We start from the raw sequence: 26,208 nt of genomic DNA on the forward strand, positions 1-26,208 counted from the left end.
TTTTGTGCTATAATCAGCCTATATGATATATCATTTAAAACAAAGGAGCTACTTTCATGAATATTCAAGCGATTGATACGCGACACGGAACTGCCAACCAACATAGTTTTTCAAATGGAAATTGTCTACCCTATACTGGCGTGCCATTTGGGATGAACTTTTACGCCCCGCAAACAACTGACCAAAAAGGCAGCTGGTGGTTTCATCCAGAAGATCGAACATTTCAAGGCTATCGAGTAACGCATCAACCAAGTCCTTGGATGGGTGATTTTAGTCATTTATTAATGACCCCTGTCAGTGGTTCATTGTCGGAACTTTCTTTATTCCATGCCCAAAGTTCTTATCGTCCAGAAGAAAGCCTTTTTTCTCCTGTCGAAATTAACTTAACTCAATTACGCTATCAAATAACTTCTCAATTAATCCCAAGCATGTATGGTGGTATCTTAACCATTGATTATCAACAAAAAGATAATCACTTACTACTAACTCTGCCTGGACGTTATCAAGTAAAACAATTAGATGACCATCAAGTGGCTGTAAAAGTCATCAACTATTCTGGTTGTGAAGATCCAGATTTTAGTTTTTATTTTGTGCTTCATTTTGAACAGCCTTTAACCAAATGGTTTGCCCCTTCTTCAGGTGAAGATGGCAAAATCCTTCTTTCTTTTGGAAATATTGCTCAACAAGTTGTTCATTTTAGTAGTTCATTTATTTCTGAAAAACAAGCGCAGTTAAATTTAGCGCGAGAAATCTCTTTGCGTTCTACTGAGATGCTGCAACAAGGAATCGCAGATTGGCATAATTATTTCGATCGCCTTAAAGTAACGCATGAAAACCCTGAACATACTAAAACGTTTTATCATACACTGTATCGAACATTCCTATTTCCGCAAACCTTTTATGAATTGGACGAAAATCAGCAGCCGATTCATTATGATACGTTCTCGCAAACGGTTCGTCCTGGTGTACTATATACCAATAATGGCTTTTGGGATACTTATAAAACGGTCTACCCATTGTTCTCACTAATTGCTCAAGAAAAATACGAAGAGATGCTAGAAGGCTTTTTAAATAGTTACAACGAAACAGGTTTCTTGCCAAAATGGTTATCTCCAGATGAGCGTGGTTTAATGCCCGGCACCTTGATTGACGCTGTCATTGCTGATGCCGCCGTGAAAAAGATTCGTCCTGACTTGATGCCTCAGTTCCTAGAAGCGATGAAAAAAGGCGCTACACAACAAAGCGAACGAGAAAATTATGGACGTCAAGGAACTCTGGATTATCTAAAATATGGCTATGTTCCTTCAACCTATCATGAATCTGTCAATCATACCTTAGATTATGCGTACAGCGATTTCTGTATTTCGCAAGTTGCAAAAACATTGAATGATTCAGAGACCGCAACGTTTTATCGTCAACAAGCCTTGAATTATCAACAACTTTTTAATCCTGAAACTGGCTTTATGCAAGCAAAGGATACTGAAGGCAATTTCCGTCCTGACTTTTTAGATATTCGTTGGGGCAAAGATTACGCCGAAGGAAGTGCTTGGCAATCAAGTTTTGCGGTTTATCAAGATTTTGCAGGTTTGATTAAGCTATATGGTAGCGAGTTAGCTTTCGAAAAAAAATTAATTCAGCTATGCAATCAAGCGCCTAACTTTAACGTTGAAGGCTATGGTTTTGAAATTCATGAAATGAGTGAAATGGCGGCAATTGATTTTGGTCAATTAGCCATCTCAAATCAACCAAGTTTCCATTATCCGTTTCTATTCAGCTACATCGGCAAACCAGAGATGGCTCAACCACTTTTAAAACAACTAATGCAAACATTTGATGCTTCACCAACTGGCTATCCAGGTGATGAAGACAATGGCAGCATGTCTGCTTGGTATATTTTTAATAGCTTAGGCTTTTATCCCGTCACACCAGGAACTGGTGAATATGTAATCGGGATGCCTTTAGTCCAGACGGCGGAAGTAAAACTATCAAATGGTAAACAGTTAACCATTCAGACATCACCAAACAAAGTCCAACAACAATTTATTCATGAAATTCAGTTAAACCAAGAAAAACATACTGCGCCTTATTTTACTCATCAAGAACTATTAAATGGCGGGACTTTAGATTATCAATTAGGGATCGTCCCGAATCCACAAAACACAGCAGAACGACCGTTTTCATTAAGCACGGAAAAATAATAAAAAGAAAGATGTTCATAAAAATTGAACATCTTTCTTTTTATTCTTCGACACCTGCGTAATTTGATTGGTATTGCTCTCGAAATTCTTTTGGCGTAATTCCATTTAATTTTTTAAACATTTTTGAAAAATAGTTGGTATTGTTAAATCCTACTTTTTCTGAAATTTCGTTGATTGTATCATCCGTGTACAATAATAATTTCTGGGCATGCTTGGTACGCACTTGATTCAAATATTGAGAAAAACTCCGCTTGGTTTCTTTTTTAAAAATTTGGCCTAAATAACTAGGGTTCAAATGAAGCTCATCCGCCACCGTTTTTAAGTTTAATTCTTCTAAATAGCCTTGTTCAATTCTTTCTACAGCTTGGCTAACACTTTCTGAATATTTTTTTATTTTAGGTTTATTTTTCACTTCTGCCAAGACTTGCTGCATTAACGCATACAGTGTATTAAGATTGTTGCTGGCTCGAATTTCTTCCACGATTTTTTCATAGTTTTCTTCTAACACAGTTGGATACTGACGGGAAATATCTGAAAAAAGTAAGAAGACTACATAGCGTACATATTCTGGCGTAGCGTGTTGTTGACTTAACTGATTGAAAATAGCATCTAATTCCCGTTGAATGGTCTGCATATCCCCAATCATCAAGGCTTGGTTAAACGCTAGGAAAGTAAAATCTTCTGCCGAACGATTCATTTGTTCTTTTTGATTATTTGGCAGAAATTCTTGATAAAACGTTTCAATTGCTTGCAACTGTTTTACTTTCTCATAACTTTCATAAACCGTTTCCCATTCATTGACAGATTCCCCTACAAAAATCTGACCTTGACCAGCTAGAATCGCTTCAATTTCACGAATAAATAAGAACGCTTCTTGTCTGGCCCCTTTATAGATAAGTAACAATTGGTGGTACGTACTCATCCAACTTTCAATGAATAACAGTTGGCCTTTTTTCATAAATAGTTCCTTGATTGTTTCTAAAAATGACATCTCAGCTTCAACCAATAAAACGGTAAAATCACCTGGTTTTATAGTCGCAAATTGCTGCATTAACTCTTCGTATTCCCCTTCGCTGATTTCATCATTAAGCCAACGCATCAAGCCATTTTCTAGATATAGACGCACGCGGGCATGGGATTTTTTTTGTTGGTCCAATTCTATTTTAATTCTCTGGATATTGGCTAATAGTTCTTGTTTATTGACTGGTTTCAAAAGATAATCTTGGACCTGCAAAGCCATGCCTTTTTTGACGTAATCAAACTCTTGATAACCTGATAAAATTAAACTAATAAATTGATGTCCTTTTTTCTTTGCTTGCTCAATTAATTCGATCCCGCTCATTTCTGGCATCGTAATATCTGTTAATAAAACATCAATGGATTCTGTTTCTAAAAAAGCCAATGCTTCTTGCGCACTACGCGCTGTTTTAACAATTTCAAAGCCTAACTCTTGCCAAGGAATAATCCATTTTAAGCCTTCTAAAATCATATATTCATCATCAACAAACATCACTCGATACATCTTTTCACCCCTTATGCTACAAACGAAAGACGAATTGTCGTCCCTTCTCCTTCTTTCCCTTCAATGGTTAAACCATAACTCTCCCCAAAAAAGCGTTGTAAACGTTCATGAACATTTCTTAACCCAATGGATTGTTCCGTGTCTATTTCTGTTTGATTTAAACGTTCGCGAATTTCCTCTAACCGATTGGCGGTGATTCCTTTTCCATTATCCACAACAGCCACAATAATTTTTTCGCCTTCTCGGTAGGCGTGGACCTTGATAGCATTGTCTTGTCGTTGATAGTCAATACCATGCACAAAATAATTTTCGACGAGCGGCTGAATGATGAACTTAGGAATTTCAACATCAGCAATTGTTTCTTCTATTTCGAACTTATAGGCAAATTGATCGGGATAACGCATTTGATACAAATACACATACTTTTCGCAAAATGAGATTTCCTCTGCCAAGGTCGTGGTTTTTTCTTGGTTAATATTATTCCTAAGTAACGTTGAAAAAGCATAGACAACATCAGCTAGTTCTTCTTGTTGCCGACTCAAGGCATACATGCGAATATATTCCAATGTATTATAAAGAAAATGAGGATTAATTTGCGACTGTAACGCTCTCATGTGGGCATCACGTTGCTTAATTTCTAAAGTATAAATATCGTGAATGTATTGATCTAAACTGTCTACCATAAAATTAATTGCGGAAGCAATATCATTCAACTCTTCCTGAACTTGATTCGTGTCAATTCGTTCTTTTAAATTGCCATCGCCAATGGCTCGTGTCGCTTCTAAAATTAATTGGACTTGTTGAGAATAGCGTTTAAATAGGCGGTTTAAGCCCACTAATAAAATAACAATCAAAAGTAACCCAATCCCTAAAATGGCCGCATAATTCATAAACAATTGTTGAAATAAGACTCGGCGGCTTGTTAATAAGAGAATGGTACTCCGGCCACTGCTTTCTATTTCCGTAATATCGTAGCGATTATGAAAAACCTGTTGAATGTCACTATCGGTGTGCATTCTTTTATCTAGTTGCCGCTCTTCTTCTTTGGTAAATTGCGCTTTTTCAGAAAAAATTTGATTCCCAGCACTATCATAGATAAACGCATTAATACCTGATTTTTTCAATAAGTCTGCTTGGTTGCCTAGCAATTCTTGACTTGAAAACACAGTGTACAATTCTCCCAGTGGTTGTCCTGTATAAGGATCGGAGATAATTCGCATTAGTTGAAAGCCATGTTTTTTAATTGATGACATATCCATTTTTTTTCCATTTGTAGCTGTGCGATTGGCGAACAAAACCTGATCAAATTCATCTAAGCGAATAATCACTTCTTCTAAGTCAGGAAAGGTGCTAAATAATGTACTTAAATTATTTCCAAAGTGGGTACTGACCCGATCTTCCGACCATTGACTGTAAGTATAGTCAAAATACTCAGGAGGAGAAAGTTCCATATATTTTCGCATGTTTTCAATTTTACTTGCAGAGCCAGCTAATTCATTAATCATATTCGTCGCTGCATTATTTTTATTCGTTACATAGCTGTCAATTTGGGAAACGGCGTTATTTTTTTGTGAATCAATTGATAAGTTAATTGTATAAGTAACATAAACGCACAAAGCAGCCACCGTTAACAAAATAATACTTGTTAACAGTAGACTGTATTTTTGTACTAATCGATTTAATAAATATTTTTTTTTAAACAGTTTTTTGAAGATTCGCTTCATTTTGTTCCAACTTTCCATCAATAAACTGGCGATTTTTGCGCGTGACATAGGCACACCACATCATAATTAAGGCAAACGAAGCAAATAGTAGCAGTCCTTTCATTTTCCAAGTTAAAGCAACGATACTAATTACACCGAATAAGACTTTAAAAAATACACCGAGGTTTAAAAAGATACTGATAAATGAAAGCTTCATTAAATCAATAGTTGAGATAAAATAGCTTCCTTCATATAGTAGCATATAAATGTAAAAAATAACGAGTATTAGGGAAACAAAAAATAAAATAAATGTAATAATTAACCACATTATTCCGGTAAATTGAACGGCTAAATAAATATTATAAAAAACAAATCCTAAAGTGAAGAGAAAAAGTAAAAAATAACAGTTACTTCTTTTAAAATGTGCTTTCCATGATTCAAATGCTCGTTTAACGGTGATTGCTTGATAATTCATGCCCTCTTCCAAAATGAAATCAGTCATCATTTGGAGTGCTGGACCAACACCAAAAATAATCCCTCCAGCTAAACTAAATAAAACAAACAGTAAATTTAGTTTGATTACTGTCCAGGAAAGGTAAAACAACCGTTGAATCCCTGTACTTTCCATCTTCCTCTTCCTTTCTATTATGTAAAAGGCTAAGCCAAAAGCGCTCAGCTAATGCCTCAGCCTCCTGTGATTATTTTTGAGATTGGATATATTCGTCTAATTGTGTTTGCATTTCTTTTTGAACTTTATCCCAGCCAGCTGTTTTTAGGTCATCCATTAATTTTGGAAGTGTTTCTTCTGGATCAACAGTTCCTGTATTTAAGCTTGCTGCGTAACGGTTCATAACTGTAGCAACGTTAGTGATTTCAGTTTTCACTTTATCATTTACAAAAGTAAAACCAAGAATTGGTGAATCTTTTGCTTCTTCGATGCTCTTATCACGTTCTTTAACCATTTCTTCAGTGACAGATTCTTCTGGCCAAATGATTAAGTTGTTTCCTGTGTTCCAAGCACTCAAATGAGTTGTTGGTGTGTAATCTTTCAACAATTTCACACGATCATCGCCAACTTTTTCATATTGTTTGCCTTCTTCACCATAAACAAGTCCGTTTAACAATTCTGGATTGCTGTTTAATAAACCTAACAATTCAACAGATTTTTCTTTGTTTTTAGACGTGTTTGCAACAACATAGTTAGCCATTTGCGCTTGAGCTGTTGTTTTTAATGGTTCTGTTAGTGGACGAGAAACAAGTGGTTTGCCAGCAGCTTGTGTTAAGATTGTATCACCATAATCCATAGGTCCTTGTGTTTCTTGACGCATAAACCAAGTATTGGTATTTAAGTCATATGGTGTTGTACTTGTAGCAGCATCTGTTGGAATCAAGCCATCTTTATACCATTGATGCAAGACTTTTAAGTTATTAATCATGTCTTTGTCGGCATATTGGTTAATAATTTTTGGTGAGCCAGTATCAGTTGTTTTTACTGCAAATGGATATTGGTTACCAATAGGGAAGTCATAATTACCTGTTGCAAAGAATGTTTGGCCGATAGCAAAAGCAGCAATATTTGGTTCTTTTTTATGGAATTCTTTTAGAACTTCCGTTGCACTTTCATAACTACCATCGACTTTACTAATATCTAAATTGTATTTATCGACATATTCTTTATTAAAAGTTAAAACTTGTTGACCGTAAGAGTTACCTAAAATTGGAAACGCATACAGTTTTCCATTAATCGTATTTCCTTTAATATAGTTATCTGGCAATTGATCATAGGCTTCTTTGGCATATTTAGGTGCTAAATCAGTTAAATCAGCATAGGCGCCTTTTTGTGCATTCGTTGCATAATTTTGTGCTAATGAAATATCATAGCTTTCACCAGAAGCAACGATTGTTGACATTTTTTGGTCCCAATCGCCCCAACCAACAAATTCCATTTTTAATTTTGCCCCAATTTTTTTCTCGATAATTTTATTCGCATTATCGATTAATTGGTCATAATTATCTGGTTTGTCCCCAACACGATACATTAATAACGTTGGTGTACTATCATCACCTTTTGACGCTGCATCTTTTGAAGATTTACCGCACGCGCTTAGTCCTACAGCTAAAGCTGCTGCGCCAGCTACGGCTAATCCTTTTTGCCATTTTTTCATTCCTTATTTCCTCCTGTACAATTTTATTCTTTCACGCCGCCGATTGTTAAACCACCCACGAAATATTTTTGGAAGAATGGGTAAGTTAACGCAATTGGTAACGTAGATAAGACAACAATCGCCATTCGAGCCGATTCACTTGGTAGAACGCCTAAGCCTTCTTGTGCTGCTGCACCCATATCCGTACTTCTTGATAAGAACTCTAAGTTGTTTTGAATTTTCATCAATAAATACTGTAATGGTACCAAGGTATCTTTTTGAATGTAAAGTAACGCATTGAACCAATCGTTCCAATAACCCAAAGCCGCAAACAAACTAATTGTGGCAATCCCTGGAACGGCTAGTGGTAACACAATGCTGACAAAAATGCGCATTTCACTTGCGCCATCAATACGTGCCGATTCAATAATACTGTCAGGCACGGTTTTCTTGAAAAACGTTCGCATCACTAAAATATTAAATGGTCCTAAAGCTAAAGGCAAAATTAACGCCCAAATTGTATCTTTCAATTGCAATAAGTTTGTCATTACTAAATAGTTCGCAACCATCCCTGGTGAAAATAACATTGTAATTAACGCAAACAATGTAAAGAATTTTTTAAATGGAAAGTTGGAACGAGAAATGACATAGGCATATAATGACGTCATTGTTGCATTGACAATCGTCCCTGTCACCGTAATGAAGACCGTTACCCCTAAGGCATGAATAATGCGTTGACTCATTGCCCCTTGGAAAATGTAACGATAGGCCTCCAATGAAAATTCTTTTGGCCAAAACCGGTAGCCGTTTGCTGCTAATGATCCTTCACTTGTCAATGAAATCATAATAACAAAGAAAAACGGAACCACACAGGAAATAGCAAAAATAGCAATGACAATATTGAAAATCAAATTCGCTGTCGGGTTGAAGGATCGAACGTTAACGCTAGTGACTTTTTTCTTTTTCATAATCCTTCCTCCTAAAATAGTGCTGAATCTGGTTCAATTCGACGAACAACTAAATTCGCAATTAATAACAAACATGCCCCAACGACAGATTGATATAACGCTGCAGCTGCCGTCATGCCTACATCACCAGTAGCCGTTAAGCCATTGTAAATATAGGTATCTAACACACTTGTCACGTTGTAAAGCGCACCTGAGTTTCTTGGTACGATGTAGAACAAACCAAAGTCTGCTCTGAAGATACCGCCGATGTTTAAAATTAATAAAACAGACATCATTGGTAAAATTTGTGGAATCGTAACATTTTTTATTTGTTGCCATTTGTTGGCACCATCCACCATCGCTGCTTCATAGTATGTCGGATCAATCCCCATCACAGAAGCATAGTAGATAATACTGTTGTAGCCTAGACTCTTCCAAACATTTAGGAAGACAAAAATTACTGGCCACCAACGTGGATCTGCATACCAGTTAATCATTGTGCCGCCATTACCAGTAATCCATTGATTCAAAATCCCTTTATCTGGACTTAAAAAGGCATAAACAAAATAGTTAATAACCATCCAAGATAAGAAATATGGTAGCAATGACATCGTGTGATAAACTTTAACCAAGCGACGATTTCTTAATTCACTCATAATAATAGCAAAAGCAATCGCGAAGAATAAGTTAAAGGCTAAAAAGACGACATTGTACAAAATGGTGTTTCTAGTAATTAACCAAGCATCTTTTGACGCAAATAAAAATTTAAAGTTTTCAAAACCAACCCAAGGACTTTCTCTTAGACTAGCTAAGAAACCATCTGGTGAAATATGAAAATCTTTAAATGCGACCACATTGGCTAAGACTGGTATATAGAAGAAAAATATAAACCAGATAAATCCTGGTAACGCCATAAGGATTAAGGCCTTATAACGCCATACATTTTGAAAAAACCCGTTTTTCTTCTTCATTCGTTTCGCTCCTTTCATAAATATAATAGCGTTTTCATAATATCTTTTTAAGGAACAAATTATAGGATTTGAGAAACAAATTATAGATTTTGTGTCATTTTAAGGTAAAAATTTACCGAAATGACTGTTCTTTGTGAAAACGTTTATCTGATATTTTTTTTACAACTGTTTAAGAACCTTAAAAACAATTGGCTAAACCTCACTCATAAAGCGATTTTGCTAGCGTGTATTTGTTTTATAAAATCTGAGAACTTGATAGTTTCACAAAGGATATCCTCTAATTATTTTTGAGGAGGACTATTTTTGAATTTTATCCGTAAAAAACACTAGAGCAATTCGTTTAATTATAGTTTATTTTTTTGCAGTTTTAATGCAAGCTGGTTCTTTATTATTACTAGCTATTTCACTACTATTTTTCTATTTGCCTTTATGCACACACAATATGTTGGATTTCTTGTTATAAATCAAAAAGAGTTGACGACATAGGTCATTTTGACTTATGTCGTCAACTCTTAAATTTTCAGCTAATTAGTCGTTCTAAAACAATCGATTTTGTTTACTCCTCTTTTTCTTTGTTTCTCTTTATAACATAGAGAATTAATACAATTAAGATCAGTCCTACACCCAGATACGCAAATATTTTTTGAACTTTTTCTCCTGTTTTTGGTAAATAGGATGATTTAGACGTTTCTTTCTTGTTTATGGCAATTTCATTTTTACTATTTTTTGTAGGTTTGTTCTGGTCTGTAACAACTTTGTTTGTTTCCTTTTTATTTTTCGCTGGTTCTTCAGGCGTAATGGGCACTTCTGGTTCTTCTGGTGGATTGATGCCATCACCTACTTTGGCTTTGTTGAGAATTGTTTCGCCCGCTTTCGCTTCATCGTTAACGATCACTTTGAAACGAATACTCCGTTCTTTCGTATCGGTGATACTTGGGTATTCCGCTGTGATTGTGCCGTTGGCTTCTTTCAAGCTGGTTGGTTTTGGTTCATCACCGACACTTGTTAGGCTATCTTTGACATACGTCAGTCCTTTTGGTAGTTGGTCTGTGATAACTACTTTGTTTAGGACACCATTTTCGATGGTGTTGCGGAAGCTAATTGTGTACTCGATAGTTTCGCCTAGTTTTGGTTTGGCGTTATTAACGGTTTTTGTTGCGGCTAGTTTGCCTTCTTTCGCTTCTGGTACCACCGGCACCTCTGGTTCTTCGGGCGGATTAACTGTGTCATCTACTTTGGCTTTGTTGAGAATTGTTTCGCCCGCTTTCGCTTCTTCGTTAACGATCACTTTGAAACGAATACTCCGTTCTTTCATATCGGTGATACTTGGGTATTCTGCTGTGATTGTGCCATTGGCTTCTGTCAAGCTGGTTGGTTTTGGTTCATCACCGACACTTGTTAGGCTATCTTTGACATACGTCAGTCCTTTTGGTAGTTGGTCTGTGATAACTACTTTGTTTAGGACGCCGTTTTCGATGGTATTGCGGAAACTGATTGTGTACTCGATCGCTTCCCCTAGTTTTGGTTTAGCGTTATTAACGGTTTTTGTTGCTGTTAATTTGCCTTCTTTCGCTTCTGGTACCACCGGCACCTCTGGTTCTTCGGGCGGATTAACTGTGTCATCTACTTTGGCTTTGTTGAGAATTGTTTCGCCTGCCTTGGCTTCTTCGTTAACGATCACTTTGAAACGAATACTCCGCTCTTTTGTATCGGTGATACTTGGGTATTCCGCTGTGATTGTGCCGTTGATTTCTTTCAAGCTGGTTGGTTTTGGTTCATCACCGACACTTGTTAGGCTATCTTTGACATACGTCAGCCCTTTTGGTAGTTGGTCTGTGATAACTACTTTGTTTAGGACGCCGTTTTCGATGGTGTTGCGGAAGCTGATTGTGTACTCGATTTCTTCCCCTAATTTTGGTTTGGCGTTATTAACGGTTTTTGTTGCGGTTAATTTGCCTGCGTTCGTTTCTGGTACCACAGGCACCTCTGGTTCTTCGGGCGGATTAACTGTGTCATCTACTTTGGCTTTGTTGAGAATTGTTTCGCCTGCCTTAGCTTCTTCGTTAACGATCACTTTGAAACGAATACTCCGCTCTTTTGTATCAGTGATACTTGGGTATTCCGCTGTGATTGTGCCGTTGATTTCTTTCAAGCTGGTTGGTTTTGGTTCATCACCGACACTTGTTAGGCTATCTTTGACATACGTCAGTCCTTTTGGTAGTTGGTCTGTGATAACTACTTTGTTTAGGACGCCGTTTTCGATGGTATTGCGGAAGCTAATTGTGTACTCGATAGTTTCGCCTAGTTTTGGTTTAGCGTTATTAACGGTTTTTGTTGCGGCTAGTTTGCCTGCGTTCGTTTCTGGTACCACAGGCACCTCTGGTTCTTCTGGTGGATTAACTGTGTCATCTACTTTGGCTTTGTTGAGAATTGTTTCGCCCGCTTTGGCTTCTTCGTTAACGATCACTTTGAAGCGAATACTCCGTTCTTTCATATCGGTGATACTTGGGTATTCCGCTGTGATTGTGCCGTTGGTTTCTTTCAAGCTGGTTGGCTTTGGTTCATCACCAACACTTGTTAGGCTATCTTTGACATATGTCAGTCCTTTTGGCAGTTGGTCTGTGATAACTACTTTGTTTAGGATGCCGTTTTCGATAGTGTTGCGGAAGCTGATGGTGTATTCGATTTCTTCCCCTAGTTTTGGTTTGGCGTTATTAACGGTTTTTGTTGCGGTTAATTTGCCAGTTACTTGTTCGTCCGCAATTTTTGCTTCTACTATATTAGAAGTTTCGTTGACTTTTGCAGATGTTAAAATATCTACTGCCTCAACGGTTGCGCTATTAGGCACTAATTCATTTGCTTTTGCTCGTTCATTTATCCGCGCTTTAAATTCGTAAATTGTTTCAGCTGTATCAGCTTTGTAGCTACCTCCTTGTGTAGCAGTTGCACCATTGCCGACACGGACTATAATTTGTTTATTGGTTTCATCATATTCAGCTTGATCATCGCCTGAAGCATCCGTTTTTTCACCAGAATTTGGTCCACTAATAATTTTTAAAGAGCCTGGCAAATAATTTAAGCGACCATCTAGTGCATCCTTCGAGACTGAATTTATCGCTTCAGAATCAGCTTTTGTATTTTTTAGTGAGACACGATACGTGATTGTTTCACCAACTTTGTAAGTTTCTTTTGGTTCCACAATTTCTTTCTTAATTTCAAATTCAGGCGTTTCTGCGTTTACAGCAAAACCAATCGCATTCGTAGAATAATCGTCACCACTACTTGTTGTTCTAAAATTAATTTGGTTTTGTCCAGCATTTAAAACACCTTCGGGAATTGCCATACGATCGATATCAATATCTAAAAAATTAGGATGATCCGGCGCAAATTTCCCTGGATACTTGTCTACCATATGTTCATCGTTATCTGTCACAGTTGCGTTCATAGCATTGTTAACTGGATTGAGCGTGTTCGAAATATTTACCCAAGTTCCTGCGCTATTTTTAATTTGTGCGTTGTCTCCAGTCCAGTATTTATCTCCTTGAACAGTAAACCAGGTCACAATTGGATCAAGATTTCCTTGTTTTGCTGTTAAAAAGTTGCTCATAGTAAATTCATTATTGGTTCCAGCAGCATTACCACGTGCTCCATAGTAAATACTAAAAGCTCTTGACTTACTTGCCTGATCCTTTGTAACAACAAACAAACTCCAACCACTAAAGTTATAATATTGATATTGACCATTTAAACTACTTGTCATAGGAATATCTGCCAACGTATAACTCCCTGTCGCACTTTTATCCCCTTGTAAAATTGAAGTTACATCTGCATAATTAGAAAATCCAGTGTTATTGTACCCGAAACGTTGTCCTGGGTTTGTTGCATCTTGATCGATACGATGGTACCTTTGGGGCGAAACACGCTGTACGGTTCCATTTGGTGTAGTAAATTGAACTGGTGCACTAATTTCTTCATCAGAAAGATTTGTTCCGTAAGCAGGGCCTTTATATCTAGATGCACTCCAAAATAAGCCCGCCCAAGCAATCTCTTTTGCACCATTTAAATCAATATAAGCCCGACTAGAGTTATACGTATTTGGATCATTGTCAACATCTGCAAATTCTAAAGGAAAATTGTTAATTGCATAACCACTACTTGCTCCTCGTGTGTTTAAAAATGTTTGTGCAGCCGCCGTATTTTCATTCGCAATTTTTAAGTTGGTATTTCCCGTTGAAAAAAGTTCTCCTTTATGAACGCTTTGATAAATCGGTGTATTAAACCCCCGACCAGGTGTTGGTGGCACTAACGGACCAGTAGGTTGCGCCTTTAATGGAGGTTGCTCAGGACTTTCGGTAGCCTGCGTTAGTGCTGTCTCTTGAATACTTTCTATCGCCTTTCCTGCTTCAGGCTTTGTTTCGTTACTAGTAGTTGCGGTCATTTCATTTGTAGAAGAGGCTGTTTCGTTTGCCTGATTTTCTACTTTTGTTTCTGAAGTTTCCTGTTTTTCCTTCGAAACCGACTCTTTATCTGCTAGTATATCTTTACTAGGTAAATCAATTACTAGTGTTCCTTTTTCATTATCTTCTATTAGTACGCTGACCAATAACTTGTTCGACGCTTTTGTAGTTATTTGCCCATTTATGGTAATCTTTCTTGTCGAATTTGGTTGAAGGTTAAGCAGTTTAATATCGGTTGTTTGATCTTTCTCATTTGTTTCAACCTTTGCTTGTTCTTCTAAAGACGTAGGTCCTCGCTCTTCACTTAAAGTATCTAAAACAAATTTGATTGGACTATCATTGGTATTTTTTTGTTTTAAAATGAGATCTTTGATTGGTACATCTCGCGTATTTGTTACTTCGTAAGTGACCGTTTTAATATCTTCTTGAGACGATGTATCTTCTATTTTCCCTATTACTTTGAGCCCGTCTTTTTCAACAGTCTTCTCAGCATCACTTGTTACTTCTTGAGCAAATGCGTTCATCATTGGTAACAAATTTAAAATAAACAGCATGGTAATCATAAGGTAACTCACAAAATTTTTAACTGCTTTATTCATTTACATTCTCCTTCGTTCTTTTCATTTACTTAAACAAATCATCTTCAAACAACTTTTACAATTACTAATTGTTTCTCAACATCCACCTCCATAAAATACTTTTCAACCTTCAATTCTTTCTTTATTTAGCTACAACAACTTTTTTTTAACGTACGATTTTCCGTTTCTCCTTATAATCAAAAAGTAACACATTATATTAGCTAAAAAAAGAAAAAACCCGATATTTCAACAAAAAATCGTGAATTAAATAACACGTTTTATATGAAGCAAATATATTGACTTTCCCTAAAAAATTACAAACATAGGTAAGTTCTAGCTTTAAGAGTAATTTTTTTATTGTTTTCCCTTTAATAACATTCGTTCTAAATTGTTTTAAAAACTAAAACTTTTTTTCATGTAATTTTCATTACATTTACCAAAAAAAGAAACTAGCTTAGCTACATTTGCTATTGCTAGTTCCTTTTTTTAATTGTTTTACTTTTCCCCTAAAATTTCAATCCAACCATAATAATATTCAATATATTGGTTTTCCTCTTCTAGTTGTGTCAAGATATGCTCTCCGACAACGATGCCTGTTTCAAATCCTTGTTTTGCTAAACGCTTTTTTACTTCTTCGATATTATTCAAACGGGTATCTTGTGTATTGACTTTTAAAATAAAGCCTTTGTATTGGCTACTTGATTCTTTGAGCCAAATCACTTTATCTAAACTTTTTTTATTCACATGATTTGCCAAACAAATCCCATACGTCAGTTCATTGGATTCACTTAAATCCCCGTAAATACCTAAAGTTGAAATGTGTTCCATGTAAACTTTCATCTCTTCTGGATCCTCAATATCAACAACAACAATTTTATCAAAAGGAATTGGTTCATCTGAAAAAACCAATGTTTCTAAATCAATTAACGCATGTAAATGTAATTTTCTTTTCTTGATTTCTTTGTATTTATGTTGAAGCCTTTTTATTTCTTGCCCCAGTTGTTCTTCTGTTGCTTCCATGGTGGCATAGAGATCGGTAGGTGTCTTTTTATATAAATTCAACATATCTTTGATAGGAATCCCCATTTTTCGATAAAAATCAATATCATATATTTTGAACAAATCTTCTAAATCAAAGGTTCGATATCCGTTTTCTTCATTGCGTGTTGTACTAATCAACCCTTGCTCGTCCCAATAACGAATCGTGGACTTAGGGATATTTAACAACTCAGAAACATCTTTTATTGTGTAATTTTTTTCCATACTGTTCCCTCCATCAAAAAGTTTAGCATTTCTACTGTTGACATTCAAGTTACTTGAACGTGTACAATGACTCTTTGTAACAGCTAAAACGGTATTGTTTAAGGAGGAAATTTCATGAAATTAATGAAAGAGTTTATTAAAGAAAATAAATGGATTGTTCTTGCGACAACTTTAACCATCTGTTTGCAAATCGCAGGAACCCTTGGCGTCCCTAAATTAGTTGGCAAGTTGATTGATGTGGGCATCGTTAGCGGTGACCAACAAGTAATTAAAACGATTGGCATACAAATGTTTCTTGTGGCATTCATTGGAACAATTGCCGCAATTATTTCTAGCTATTTGTCTGCTTTAGTAGCTGCTAAATTTGGTTTTCAAGTTAGAGGATTGTTCTTTAAAAAATTTCAACAATTCTCGATGAAAAATGTTGATAAATTTGGTTCAAATTCTTTGCTAACTAGAATGACCAACGATGTAGATAATGTTCAAACAATGATTGTGCTGTTTTGCCAATTAATCTTTCCAGCGCCTATTATTAGTTTATTTGCCTTAGTGATGACATTTTCTTATTCAGTTTCACTCGCTTGGGTAACATTGGCTTCCATCGTATTTTACTTAGTCGTTGTTTATTTTTTAATGAAAAAAGGTACCCCTTTATCTTTAAAAATTCAACCAAAAATGGATCGAATTACTACGACTTTACGAGAGTTCTTTACTGGAATTAATATGATTCGTGCGTTCAATAATCAAGATTTTGAAGAGCAGCGAACCAATCAAACATTTAAAAATTATGCTGAACGCATGAGTAAAGTGAATCAAATCTTTGCTTGGATTACTCCCGTTGCCTTTTTATTAATGGGCGTTGTGTACGCCTCTATTTTGTGGTTTGGCGGTAATTTAGTTGCAGTAGGCACCCTACAAATTGGCACCGTTACAGCTGTGATTGAATATACGCTTCTAACTTTGGCCTACTTAATGATCGCGGCTATGGTATTAGTTGTCATTCCACGGTCCGTTGCTTCCTTGAATCGCTTGCAAGAAGTTTTGTCAGAAGAAATTGAAATTAGCGATCCTCATACTGAGGCAACCATTGCTTATCATCCTGAGAAAGCCTTGATTTGCTTCGATCACGTCACGTTTCAATACACAGAAACAGCTGATCCTGTTTTAGAAAATGTTAGTTTTGTCATTCCTAAAGGAAAAACAACGGCGATTGTTGGTGCAACTGGCGCTGGTAAAAGTACTTTAGTTAAGTTACTTTTACGAATAAATGAGGTCACAGCCGGCACGATTAGCTATTCTGGCACAGATATCCGCTCATTATCTCAGCAAACGATTCGCCAAGTCATCAGTTATGTGCCACAAAAAGCCTTTCTTTTCAGTGGGACAATCTTATCAAACTTATTAATGGGAAATGCCAAAGCAACTACAGAAGAAATAAGAACGGCACTAGAAATTTCACAATCTTCTGAATTTATCGATTCCTTACCACAAGGGATTGAAAGTTTCGTAGCACAAGGCGGGTCCAACTATTCTGGTGGTCAAAAACAAAGAATGTGTATTGCACGAGCCTTAATCAAACCGGCAGACGTTTATATTTTCGATGATAGCTTTTCCGCATTAGATTACAAAACTGATGCCGCTCTACGTGCCGCTTTACATGCACAAATGTCGGACAAAACTTTACTCATTGTTGCTCAACGGTTAAGTACAATCATGAACGCTGACAACATTATCGTCCTAGATGAAGGAAGGATTGTTGGTCAAGGCACCCACGCTGATTTACTTACCACTAATAGCTATTACCAAGACTTTGCTAAATCGCAAGGTATCTTACCCAAGTAATTAAAGAAAGGATGTGACTGCTTGAAAGAAAGTTTTCTTTTCAAGCCATACAATGAAAAAAACAATGAATCTTCAAAGCTTTAAACGTTTCTGGAAAATGATTAAACCTGAGCATCCAATCTTTTATGGTCTAATGATCTGCAGTTTAATTGGAAACTTATTAATTGTTGCCATGACCTATATTATGGCAATCGGGATTGATAACCTCTTAGAAGCTATCAAGCGTGTCGGGCTCAAAGGTATGACACTTCCTTTAGTTGAAGAAGCGCTCTTAGGTCCCGTCTTACTTTTAATTCTCTTTTCAATCATTAGTAGTATCACTTCTTTTATTCAGGAACGAGCAATGGCTTCTTTAAGCGAACGGGTTACTTTAAGAATTAGAAAAGAAGTGACAAAAAAGTTTAAAACTTTACCAATGGCCTTCTTTGACAATCACCAAGTGGGCGATATCATTAGTCGTTCAACAACTGGCTTAAACCAATTGTCACAAGTTCTTTTAACAGGCATCAACCAATTTTTCACTTCCGTCGTGACTATCCTTTTTGCAGGAATCATGTTGTTCTATATTGATGCAAAATTAACCATTTTAGTGTTGCTCCTAATTGGCGGCAGTACTTTCATGACGACAAAAATCGCGAATAAAAACAAGGTGTTTGCTGATCAAAGTCAAGCTGAATTAGGTCAATTAAATAATAAGATGGAAGAATATTTAGCAGGAAATTTGGTCACAAAAACCTTTAATCAACAACAAAATGCTGAAAAAACAATTGATGCTGTTAATCAACAACATTATCGTGCCTTTAAAAAAGCACAGTTTCTAAATTTTGCGATTTATCCAGCTATTCGTTTTATTAATCAGTTGGCTTTTATTATTAGTGCTATCTTAGGCGCAATGCTCGTTTTATCTGGTGGTATTACGATTGGTTTCTTGCAAGCGTATTTGCAATATATCAACCAAATTTCTGAGCCGATTTCTACCGCTTCTTATGTCATTAACTCAATTCAAGCAGCGATGGCTTCCATTGATCGGATTTTTGTTATCTTAGATGAAGCTGATGAACAGCCAGAAGCAACTCATTTAGAAACTATTTCTTCTCCTAAAGGAGCCATTGAATTTAAAAATGTTCAATTTGGCTACACACCAGAAAAAATTTTAATGAAGAATGTTGATTTTTCTGTTCAACCGAAAAAAACAGTGGCTATTGTAGGACCCACCGGCGCTGGTAAAACAACATTAGTTAACTTATTAATGCGTTTCTATGAAATAAATCAAGGCGCCATTACTTTTGATGGGATTGATATTACGAAACTTTCTCGACAAAATCTAAGAAATTTATTTGGCATGGTTTTACAAAACACTTGGCTATTTGAAGGAACCGTAGCAGATAATATTGCCTATGGAAAAAAAGATGCTTCTCGTGAAGAAATAATTGAAGCAGCTAAAATTGCTCAATGTGATCATTTTATTCGGACCCTTCCTCAAGGATATGACACAATTATTTCTAGCGAAAATGGTGCATTATCACAAGGGCAACAACAGTTATTAACCATCGCCCGAATCATTTTAGCAAATCCGCCCGTTGTTATTCTCGATGAAGCAACTTCGAGTGTGGACACACGAACAGAAGCCCATATTCAAAAAGCGATGGAAACTGTCACAGAAAATCGAACAAGCTTTGTTATCGCTCATCGATTATCCACGATTGAAAATGCTGATTTAATTTTAGTGATGAAAAATGGCGATATTATTGAAAAAGGAACGCATCAGGAACTATTACAAACTCCGACTCTTTACGCCAGCTTATATAATAGTCAATTTCAAACCACTTAAAAAGAACTGGAACAAGTCATTCTTCTTTTGACTTGTTCCAGTTCTTTTATTGCTTAGAAATATTGAATTCCCATCGCTTTTTTGACTTCTGTTAAGGTTTGTGCTGCCACTTTTTCAGCAGCAAGACTTCCTTTATGCAACATTTCCATAATCGCTTCTGGATTTTTAGCCAGCTCTTCACGACGTCGACGAATCGGTGCGAGTTCTTCTTCTAGGACATCAATTAAGTAACGTTTAATTTTCACATCTCCTAAACCGCCATGGCGATAGTGCTCTTTTAATTCTTCAATATATTCTTTATTTTTCCCAAAAACATCCAAGTAAGTAAAGACCATATTTCCTTCAACTTGTCCTGGGTCCTCTATACGAATATGATTTGGATCGGTATACATACTCATTACTTTTTTCTGTACCACTTCAGCTGGATCTGAAAGATAAATACCATTGCCTAAAGACTTACTCATTTTTCCGTTGCCATCAATTCCTGGCAAGCGTCCCATGCCTTTTGGTGGTAACACAGCTTCCGGTCTAACTAAAACTTCACCGTACGTCTGATTAAAACTATGCACAATTTCTTGCGCTTGTTCCAACATTGGTTTTTGATCTTCCCCAACCGGGACTAAATTCGCTTGAAAGGCAGTAATATCAGCTGCTTGTGAAACGGGATATATAAAGAATCCTGTCGGAACACCTTCCCCAAATTTTTTTTGCTCAATTTCTGCTTTGACCGTTGGATTCCGACGAACACGTGACGTGGTCACTAAATTTAGATAGTACATTGTTAATTCAGCTAACTGTGGAATTTGCGATTGGATAAAAATTGTTGTTTTCGTAGGGTCTAAACCAACTGCTAAATAGTCCAAAGCAACTTCTAAAACATTGGCTGAAACTTTTTCGGGATTTTTTGCATTATCTGTCAATGCTTGTAAATCTGCAATCATGACAAATAATTGATTTGTAGGGTCTGCTTGCATTTCTACTCGTTTTTTTAAGGAACCTACGTAATGTCCTAGGTGCAATTTACCAGTTGGACGATCACCTGTTAAGATAGTATTCATTGTCTACACACCTTTATCGTTTACTTTCATTTATTATTTTACCTTGTTTTAAAAAGAATGAATAGTAGGCAATAGAATATTTATTGATTCTAGATAATCGAAGAGACTAGAAAGATTGCAAGGTACAGCAATTCTTGTTCCAGCCTCTTCAAACAGTTTATTTATTTTGTGACTTTAATTGAAAATTGTGCAGTCACTATCGGTAAAACTTTGCTTGTTACTTTGATTTGATAATTTCCTGCAGCAGTCGTTGCTTCTGTCCTAATCAGACCGTTTTCATCTACACTTACTGTATTGCCAGCATCTGGTGTAACCAACTCATACGTTACTTGCGAGCTCCAAGCATCCGTTTCTGTGTGCGGCGCTTGACCAATCACTTTAGATTGAATTTGATAATTTTCGCCTGATTTTATAGTGGCTGTTTCTGTAGCAAATTGAATTCTTTCAGGAATCGCATGAGTTTGCACGACTTGGAAGATTTTTCGTTCATCGGGATTCGCAATTCCTATTTTTTCTTCTACTGCAGCAGGGAACTGGTAAGTACCTGGCGGGCTACTTGGCGAATAATTACTAACATCGTCATCCCAAGAAATAACCTTCAATTTCGTTTCGCTACCATCATCTAATTTTGCAATTACTTCAGTTGGCAAATTCAGTTCGCCTCGCGAGGTGCCTGTTAGTCGATCCAGCGTAGGCAATTCCTTGAATCCAACAATATGTTTAGCGGTGACTTTTACATTGGCAATAATTGGCAGTGAAACACCTGCTGCTCGTCCTACAACAGTGAATATTCCTTCTTTTTGATAAGAAGATGCTGGAACTTCTGACCAATTGACAGTCACTTCTCGTTGTGAACCATCCGAATAAAAAATAGTTGTTTTTTCTGGTAGATTAGGGGCTTGACCCGCTTCTGTCGCAACCTCAATCGACTCATGTTTGACTTCGAAAACATTCGATAAAACAATTTTAGGAGCTAAACTATCCTCTGTTAGCTGTTGACCAGTTGGCAAGGTCAATTTGCCTGCTAAAAAGTCTTGATAGGCCTTTTGTGCGCCTTCTTTTGAAAAAGCATCAAACCCAGCATTATCAGAATCATAACCAGGCAAACGACTGTCTGTAATCGCTAATAAGAAACTTAACTTGGCTGGAATTTTCTCACCACTTTGAATTAGCTTCCGTAGATAGTTACTAATATCAATAGAGATTGTATTTTGATTATTCATAATTGAACTATTTGTAAAAGATTGTCGAGCAATAAATTCTTCATTTGGTACATTTAAATTATTTGGACCATTGTTCCAAGTAATGGTGTTACTCATCCAATTAGTATCTGTTCCATAAACATCTACTTGGAACTGCGTATTTTTCAAACGTTCATCATTTGTATTTCCAGCACCATTCCACGCATCATAACGCATCACATTTAGTTCTAAATTGGCACTTTTTAGTGATTGATAGTTCTTCAATTCTTGTGTATCAATTTCAACGTAAATCCGGCGATTATACCCCGCAGAACTAGCATTTTTTAATTTTAATGCGTAATTGCCCGTATAGTTTACTCCATAAGGATATTTATAGGCGTCTCCTGAACTAATGGCAGCGGTACCGCCTGCTATAGCAGAGTATGCTCGGTTACCATCACTCTTTTGAACATAGGCAGTTTGAGCTGTTTTTAGTTTAACGGTGTCTTTTCCTTCACCAAGTTCACCCTCAAAAGAGACCTTGGCTGTTACTTTGACAGCATCTATCGGTAAGCCGATAACTGTTGCTGCAACTTCAACTGTGCCTGCTGTATTAATTTTTTCTTGAGGGATTGCTTCCCATTGTAACTTAAATTCTTTTTTGCCTGTCGCAACCACTTCTTCATTAACGACTTCTTCGTACGTTAATTCAACTTGCTCTGGCAAATTAGGATACACACCTGTTGCCGAACTAATTTCTAACACTTGATTTTGATAACGAATACTTTTTTCAATTGTGGATGCTTGTTGCGCACCAATATCTAAAAATTTATTTTTCAAGCTATTTCCAAAGAAGTCTTCGGCCGCACTGTTCACTTCCGACAAGCCTTTACCAATCGCTGGAGAGGTTTCTTTTAATCGAAACATTTGTGCTCGCTGACGTAAGCGTTCTTTAGAAGTAAATTCAACCACATTATCTTTTGTTGGTTTCAATGTCGTAAATTCTTGCTCTGCCAACTCTTTCACTTTTTCAGGGTTATCTGTGATTTCTAATTGTGGTTTTTCAAAAATGTTTCCACTTGATACTAATTTTTCAACAGTTGCACCACTTTTTTCTGTAGCAATTTCTTTTGGCCAAATAACATTATTTTTGAAATATTTTTCTGGATTATCGACCATTTTACGTTCAATTGGTTGTGTCCCATTTGTTGGATAATTAGATAAGAATTTTAATTGTCCGGTACCTTCTTTGTATAAAATATTATTGTAAAAATTGGCTACTGTACCACTGTTGTCAGAACTATTTCCTTCACCAAATAATGATGTTGAAATACCGTCGCCAACATAAATCGTATTATTGTGGATAGTTGGCATTGCCGCTCCATCATTTTTCACCCAATAATGGAAAATGCTTTGTTCTTTATAATTGTAGCCACCAGCTCCGCCTGGATTGTCTTTACCTGTTCCTCGGTTACCACCGCCGTCATTAGCTGAGATATTGTACCGAATAACCGAATTTTTTTGATCAGACATAAGCAATAAAAAGCCGCCAGTATTATGATGTGAATAGTTATATTGATAAATAACATTGTTTGACTGCATGTCCACATCATAAGCTTCAGCATCGTTAAATCCATATTTGATTCCGTATACTTCGTTATATTGGAACAGTCCGTCATCTACAGACATTGCCCAAACGCCCGCGTAATTTTGTGTACCATAATCGGCATTGCACATTCGGACAGCAACATTTCCTTCGACGACACCGCCACTTTTGGCTTCTGACAAGACAATCCCGTCGCCAGCAATATCTTCTAAATAGTTATTACGAATCGTAATATTAGAAAACGTTTTGTAGAAAGTGTTGCCTCTTGAGGTATCTGAATCAGCTTTTGTTCGAATTCCTTCAAGTCCCACTCGTTGAATCACATTATTTTCAATCAAAATATCATTAAATCCAGTCGTTGTTCGATGATCATTGGCTGCCGTTACTACATTGCCATTCTCATCAAACCAACTTCCTAAAACAATAATTCCACCTACCGCTTTTAATCGTTTGGTTGCAGTATTCCCACTTAGATTCAAATAATATTCTGTTTGAACATCATGAACATAGTTATTCCTTATCGTGACACTATTGAACGTTCGATTTTGTTCATATCCTAGTACTAATATCCCCGCTCTTTGAGCATCTCCTGGTTTCTTATAGCCTTCGAGATTATCTAGCTCTGGTGTATTTGTCACTTCTAAATTTGAAATATTCCAATATTCTTGGTTCACTAACTGCACGGCCCCTGAGATTGCACGTTTGAAAGTCCCTGTGCTGTAGGTGCCACCACCGTTAATAATCGGACGCCGCGTTGTTTCAAAAATGGTTTCTCCTTTGTCATTCGTATCATAAAAATCAATGACAATCTTTTGTGCCGCTGTCCCATTCCCTTTTGGATGCAACAATTGGTTATTCCAGGTACTTTGCGCATTCAGCAAAAGATGGTCGCCTGGCTGAAACTCCGTCTGATTCACTTTTTCAAAATCACGCCAAGCACTGGCTGGCGACTGCCCATCATTGGCATTATTTCCTCCTTCCCCATCCACATAGTAGGTCGTTCCATTTTGAGCGACACCTACTGAACGAAAAAGTAACGGTTGATCACTCACTGTTTCCCCATAAGCAGGAAGACTAAATAATTGAAGCTGGGAAAAAACAAGCAAAATAGAAAGGAAGATGGTTACACTTTTAAAATACGCTTTTTTTCTCATTTTCTGCTCCTTAACTGTTTTTATTTTGATAATTTTGAAAAAACTTTTCTCTGTCTTTCTCCAACAAGTCTACTTTGGTTGCTTGTTGATACGTAGCTAATTTCTCTTTGTAACATGTGTTGATATAGGCATTTTTGCCAAATTGTGGTGCTTCTTCAAACTGTAAAAGTTGCCCTCCTTCCTTATTAAAAATATAAAAGTATTGGTTTTCGTGGTATCCTTTCACCACGGTACCAACAGCTTTTTCACTAAGAATCTCCCCAACAGACAACGAATAAATATCCTCTTTTTGGATTTCTGCACTCTTCAATTGATACGATTCAATAACAAGATTAGGTAATTTATTTTGCCACTCCAATAACGTCTCCTCATAAGATAGATTCGGAGAGATTGCTTCGGCTATTTTTTCTAATTCTGCTTGCTTACCTGAAAAATTTGGAATTTCAATTGCTTCAACAAAGTAATCGGTCTTTTTATATTTATCATCCAATTGCTCAAAGGCCTGCCGCAATTCTTTTTGCGTTGGCTTTTCTTTCTCCATTAATTTCTCTTTTATTTGGTCCTGTAATTGTTGATCTTTTGCATCTAAAAATTGCCAGAGCGTTAAACTGCTCTTTTGGTCTTGCCATTCTTTTTTTTCTTGCCCAAATGTTTGTGAGTGGGCTATTTCTAACTCCGTTGCCAGCTGTTTAATCATTTTATGTTGTACTAAATCCTCCGTTGCAACCTTCAGTAGTTCCTGAGTGGGTGATTTTCCGTTATACGTTTTGCGCCAGAAATTTTTCCCAAACGAAGTTAAATTATTCTGATCAGAGAATTGCTTCGCTACACGATTCATATTTTTATCGCCATAAACAATTAATTCTTCGACTTGGATTGCTTCGTTATTAATCATACTTTGCTGGCTGGTAGTAAAAATAACGAGCACAAAAATAGCACCTATCAAAAAGCTACTTAAAATAATTATTTTTTTCTTCATTCGTTCGCTCCCTCCACTTTAATAAACAAGGCAAGAACAAAATAAGCAATCCCACCTTCATTCATTTTCCTGAAAATCGAGATTACTTATTATGTAAAAATTATTTATTCTTTTTTTGCTTTTCATGCAATTTCCCAGTATTTAAATAAATAATCCCTAGGAACAGGACAGGGGTTACAACAAACCCAAACTGTGGCTTCAAAAACATCATTGCAAACATTGAGAATAGTAAAAAAACATTTAGACAGCTGACATACCATTTCCGCAGTCCATAGTAAATTGAAATCCGAAACACATCTTTAAAAGAAGCCTGCGGGTTTCGTACTTGAAAATACCAAGCATTCAGCATAATAGCTAACCCAAAAATTAGCAGAAGGACCATCAATGGAATAAACCATTTACCAATCGTTGTTTTGGCAAAAAAGAATATATCTGTCACACTGATGATGCTACTTCCTAAGCCTAGCAAGCTGATAAGAAAGCCTCTTAACCCAAACTGACGAAACTTTTGGAAAAAAGTTTTAAATGGATCCAGCTCCTTTTCTTCTTTAAAAGTATCGATTAAGCCTAAAAGTGCAATCATCCCTGCCCCCATCGGCAACAACGTTACTACAAAAAGTGGGAGGTTTCGTGGATCAATGTCTAAGCTAATCACCGCTATGAAAAAAGGAATGTTCACTAAGAGAAGCCCTAGATTACCGATAAATAAAATGTAAAGCCAGCGAAAAATTTTCATATAGATATTATTATCAAAGGTTTGCTTAGTAAACATTC

The 26,208-nt window shown here is 36.5% G+C and carries 15 protein-coding genes; 3 read left to right on the plus strand and 12 right to left on the minus strand.

Annotation, left to right across the window (positions count from 1 at the left end; all coding sequences use genetic code 11):
- Window positions 1–56 precede the first annotated feature (56 nt).
- A complete protein-coding gene (locus IGL32_RS08715) occupies window positions 57–2,198 on the plus strand; it encodes a GH92 family glycosyl hydrolase (protein ID WP_002374433.1) in 2,142 nt (713 codons plus the stop codon).
- 40 nt (window positions 2,199–2,238) lie between these two features.
- On the opposite strand, the gene IGL32_RS08720 is transcribed toward IGL32_RS08715, so the two are convergent.
- The 8 genes from IGL32_RS08720 to IGL32_RS08755 all read right to left on the minus strand — a co-directional run bounded on the left by IGL32_RS08720 (window position 2,239) and on the right by IGL32_RS08755 (window position 15,831).
- Window positions 2,239–3,720 carry a response regulator transcription factor gene (locus IGL32_RS08720; RefSeq protein WP_002387242.1) on the minus strand — a complete coding sequence of 494 codons (1,482 nt, stop codon included), beginning with the start codon at window positions 3,718–3,720 and terminating at the stop codon, window positions 2,239–2,241.
- A gap of 11 nt (window positions 3,721–3,731) precedes the next feature.
- Complete coding sequence (locus tag IGL32_RS08725; protein WP_002387241.1) at window positions 3,732–5,462, minus strand: sensor histidine kinase; 1,731 nt, start codon at window positions 5,460–5,462, stop codon at window positions 3,732–3,734.
- On the minus strand, window positions 5,416–6,051 hold the full coding sequence (locus tag IGL32_RS08730; protein WP_002362905.1) for a YesL family protein: 636 nt from the start codon (window positions 6,049–6,051) through the stop codon (window positions 5,416–5,418). The genes IGL32_RS08725 and IGL32_RS08730 overlap by 47 nt, the downstream gene beginning before the upstream one ends.
- Before the next feature lie 70 nt (window positions 6,052–6,121).
- Complete coding sequence (locus IGL32_RS08735; protein WP_002370392.1) at window positions 6,122–7,588, minus strand: ABC transporter substrate-binding protein; 1,467 nt, start codon at window positions 7,586–7,588, stop codon at window positions 6,122–6,124.
- Between the two features lie 23 nt (window positions 7,589–7,611).
- Complete coding sequence (locus IGL32_RS08740; RefSeq protein WP_002359877.1) at window positions 7,612–8,535, minus strand: carbohydrate ABC transporter permease; 924 nt, start codon at window positions 8,533–8,535, stop codon at window positions 7,612–7,614.
- Between the two features lie 11 nt (window positions 8,536–8,546).
- Window positions 8,547–9,503, minus strand: a complete 957-nt coding sequence (locus tag IGL32_RS08745) for an ABC transporter permease (protein WP_002356852.1) — start codon at window positions 9,501–9,503, stop codon at window positions 8,547–8,549.
- Between the two features lie 538 nt (window positions 9,504–10,041).
- Window positions 10,042–14,541, minus strand: coding sequence for an isopeptide-forming domain-containing fimbrial protein (locus IGL32_RS08750; protein ID WP_115354549.1), 4,500 nt, complete (start codon window positions 14,539–14,541; stop codon window positions 10,042–10,044).
- Between the two features lie 474 nt (window positions 14,542–15,015).
- Window positions 15,016–15,831 (minus strand): MerR family transcriptional regulator, encoded by an 816-nt coding sequence (locus IGL32_RS08755; RefSeq protein WP_002383586.1) that lies wholly within the window; start codon window positions 15,829–15,831, stop codon window positions 15,016–15,018.
- Window positions 15,832–15,897: 66 nt separating this feature from the next.
- Here IGL32_RS08755 and IGL32_RS08760 point away from each other — a divergent pair, with 66 nt between their 5' ends.
- A complete protein-coding gene (locus IGL32_RS08760) occupies window positions 15,898–17,625 on the plus strand; it encodes an ABC transporter ATP-binding protein (RefSeq protein ID WP_002359874.1) in 1,728 nt (575 codons plus the stop codon).
- Between the two features lie 52 nt (window positions 17,626–17,677).
- Window positions 17,678–19,456: an ABC transporter ATP-binding protein gene (locus tag IGL32_RS08765; RefSeq protein ID WP_085443777.1), complete on the plus strand. Its 1,779-nt coding sequence runs from the start codon at window positions 17,678–17,680 to the stop codon at window positions 19,454–19,456.
- Window positions 19,457–19,509: 53 nt separating this feature from the next.
- Here the strand turns inward: IGL32_RS08765 and trpS are convergent, their stop codons facing one another.
- The 4 genes from trpS to IGL32_RS08785 form a co-directional block, all read right to left on the minus strand.
- Window positions 19,510–20,514 (minus strand): tryptophan--tRNA ligase, encoded by a 1,005-nt coding sequence (gene trpS / locus IGL32_RS08770; RefSeq protein WP_002362895.1) that lies wholly within the window; start codon window positions 20,512–20,514, stop codon window positions 19,510–19,512.
- 161 nt (window positions 20,515–20,675) lie between these two features.
- Window positions 20,676–24,455 (minus strand): Ig-like domain-containing protein, encoded by a 3,780-nt coding sequence (locus IGL32_RS08775; protein WP_002379622.1) that lies wholly within the window; start codon window positions 24,453–24,455, stop codon window positions 20,676–20,678.
- Between the two features lie 10 nt (window positions 24,456–24,465).
- Window positions 24,466–25,434, minus strand: coding sequence for a hypothetical protein (locus IGL32_RS08780; protein ID WP_002369004.1), 969 nt, complete (start codon window positions 25,432–25,434; stop codon window positions 24,466–24,468).
- Window positions 25,435–25,534: 100 nt separating this feature from the next.
- Window positions 25,535–26,206: a hypothetical protein gene (locus IGL32_RS08785; protein WP_002389950.1), complete on the minus strand. Its 672-nt coding sequence runs from the start codon at window positions 26,204–26,206 to the stop codon at window positions 25,535–25,537.
- Window positions 26,207–26,208 lie beyond the last annotated feature (2 nt).

This window comes from Enterococcus sp. AZ035 (assembly GCF_050548325.1).
Taxonomy (GTDB): domain Bacteria; phylum Bacillota; class Bacilli; order Lactobacillales; family Enterococcaceae; genus Enterococcus; species Enterococcus faecalis.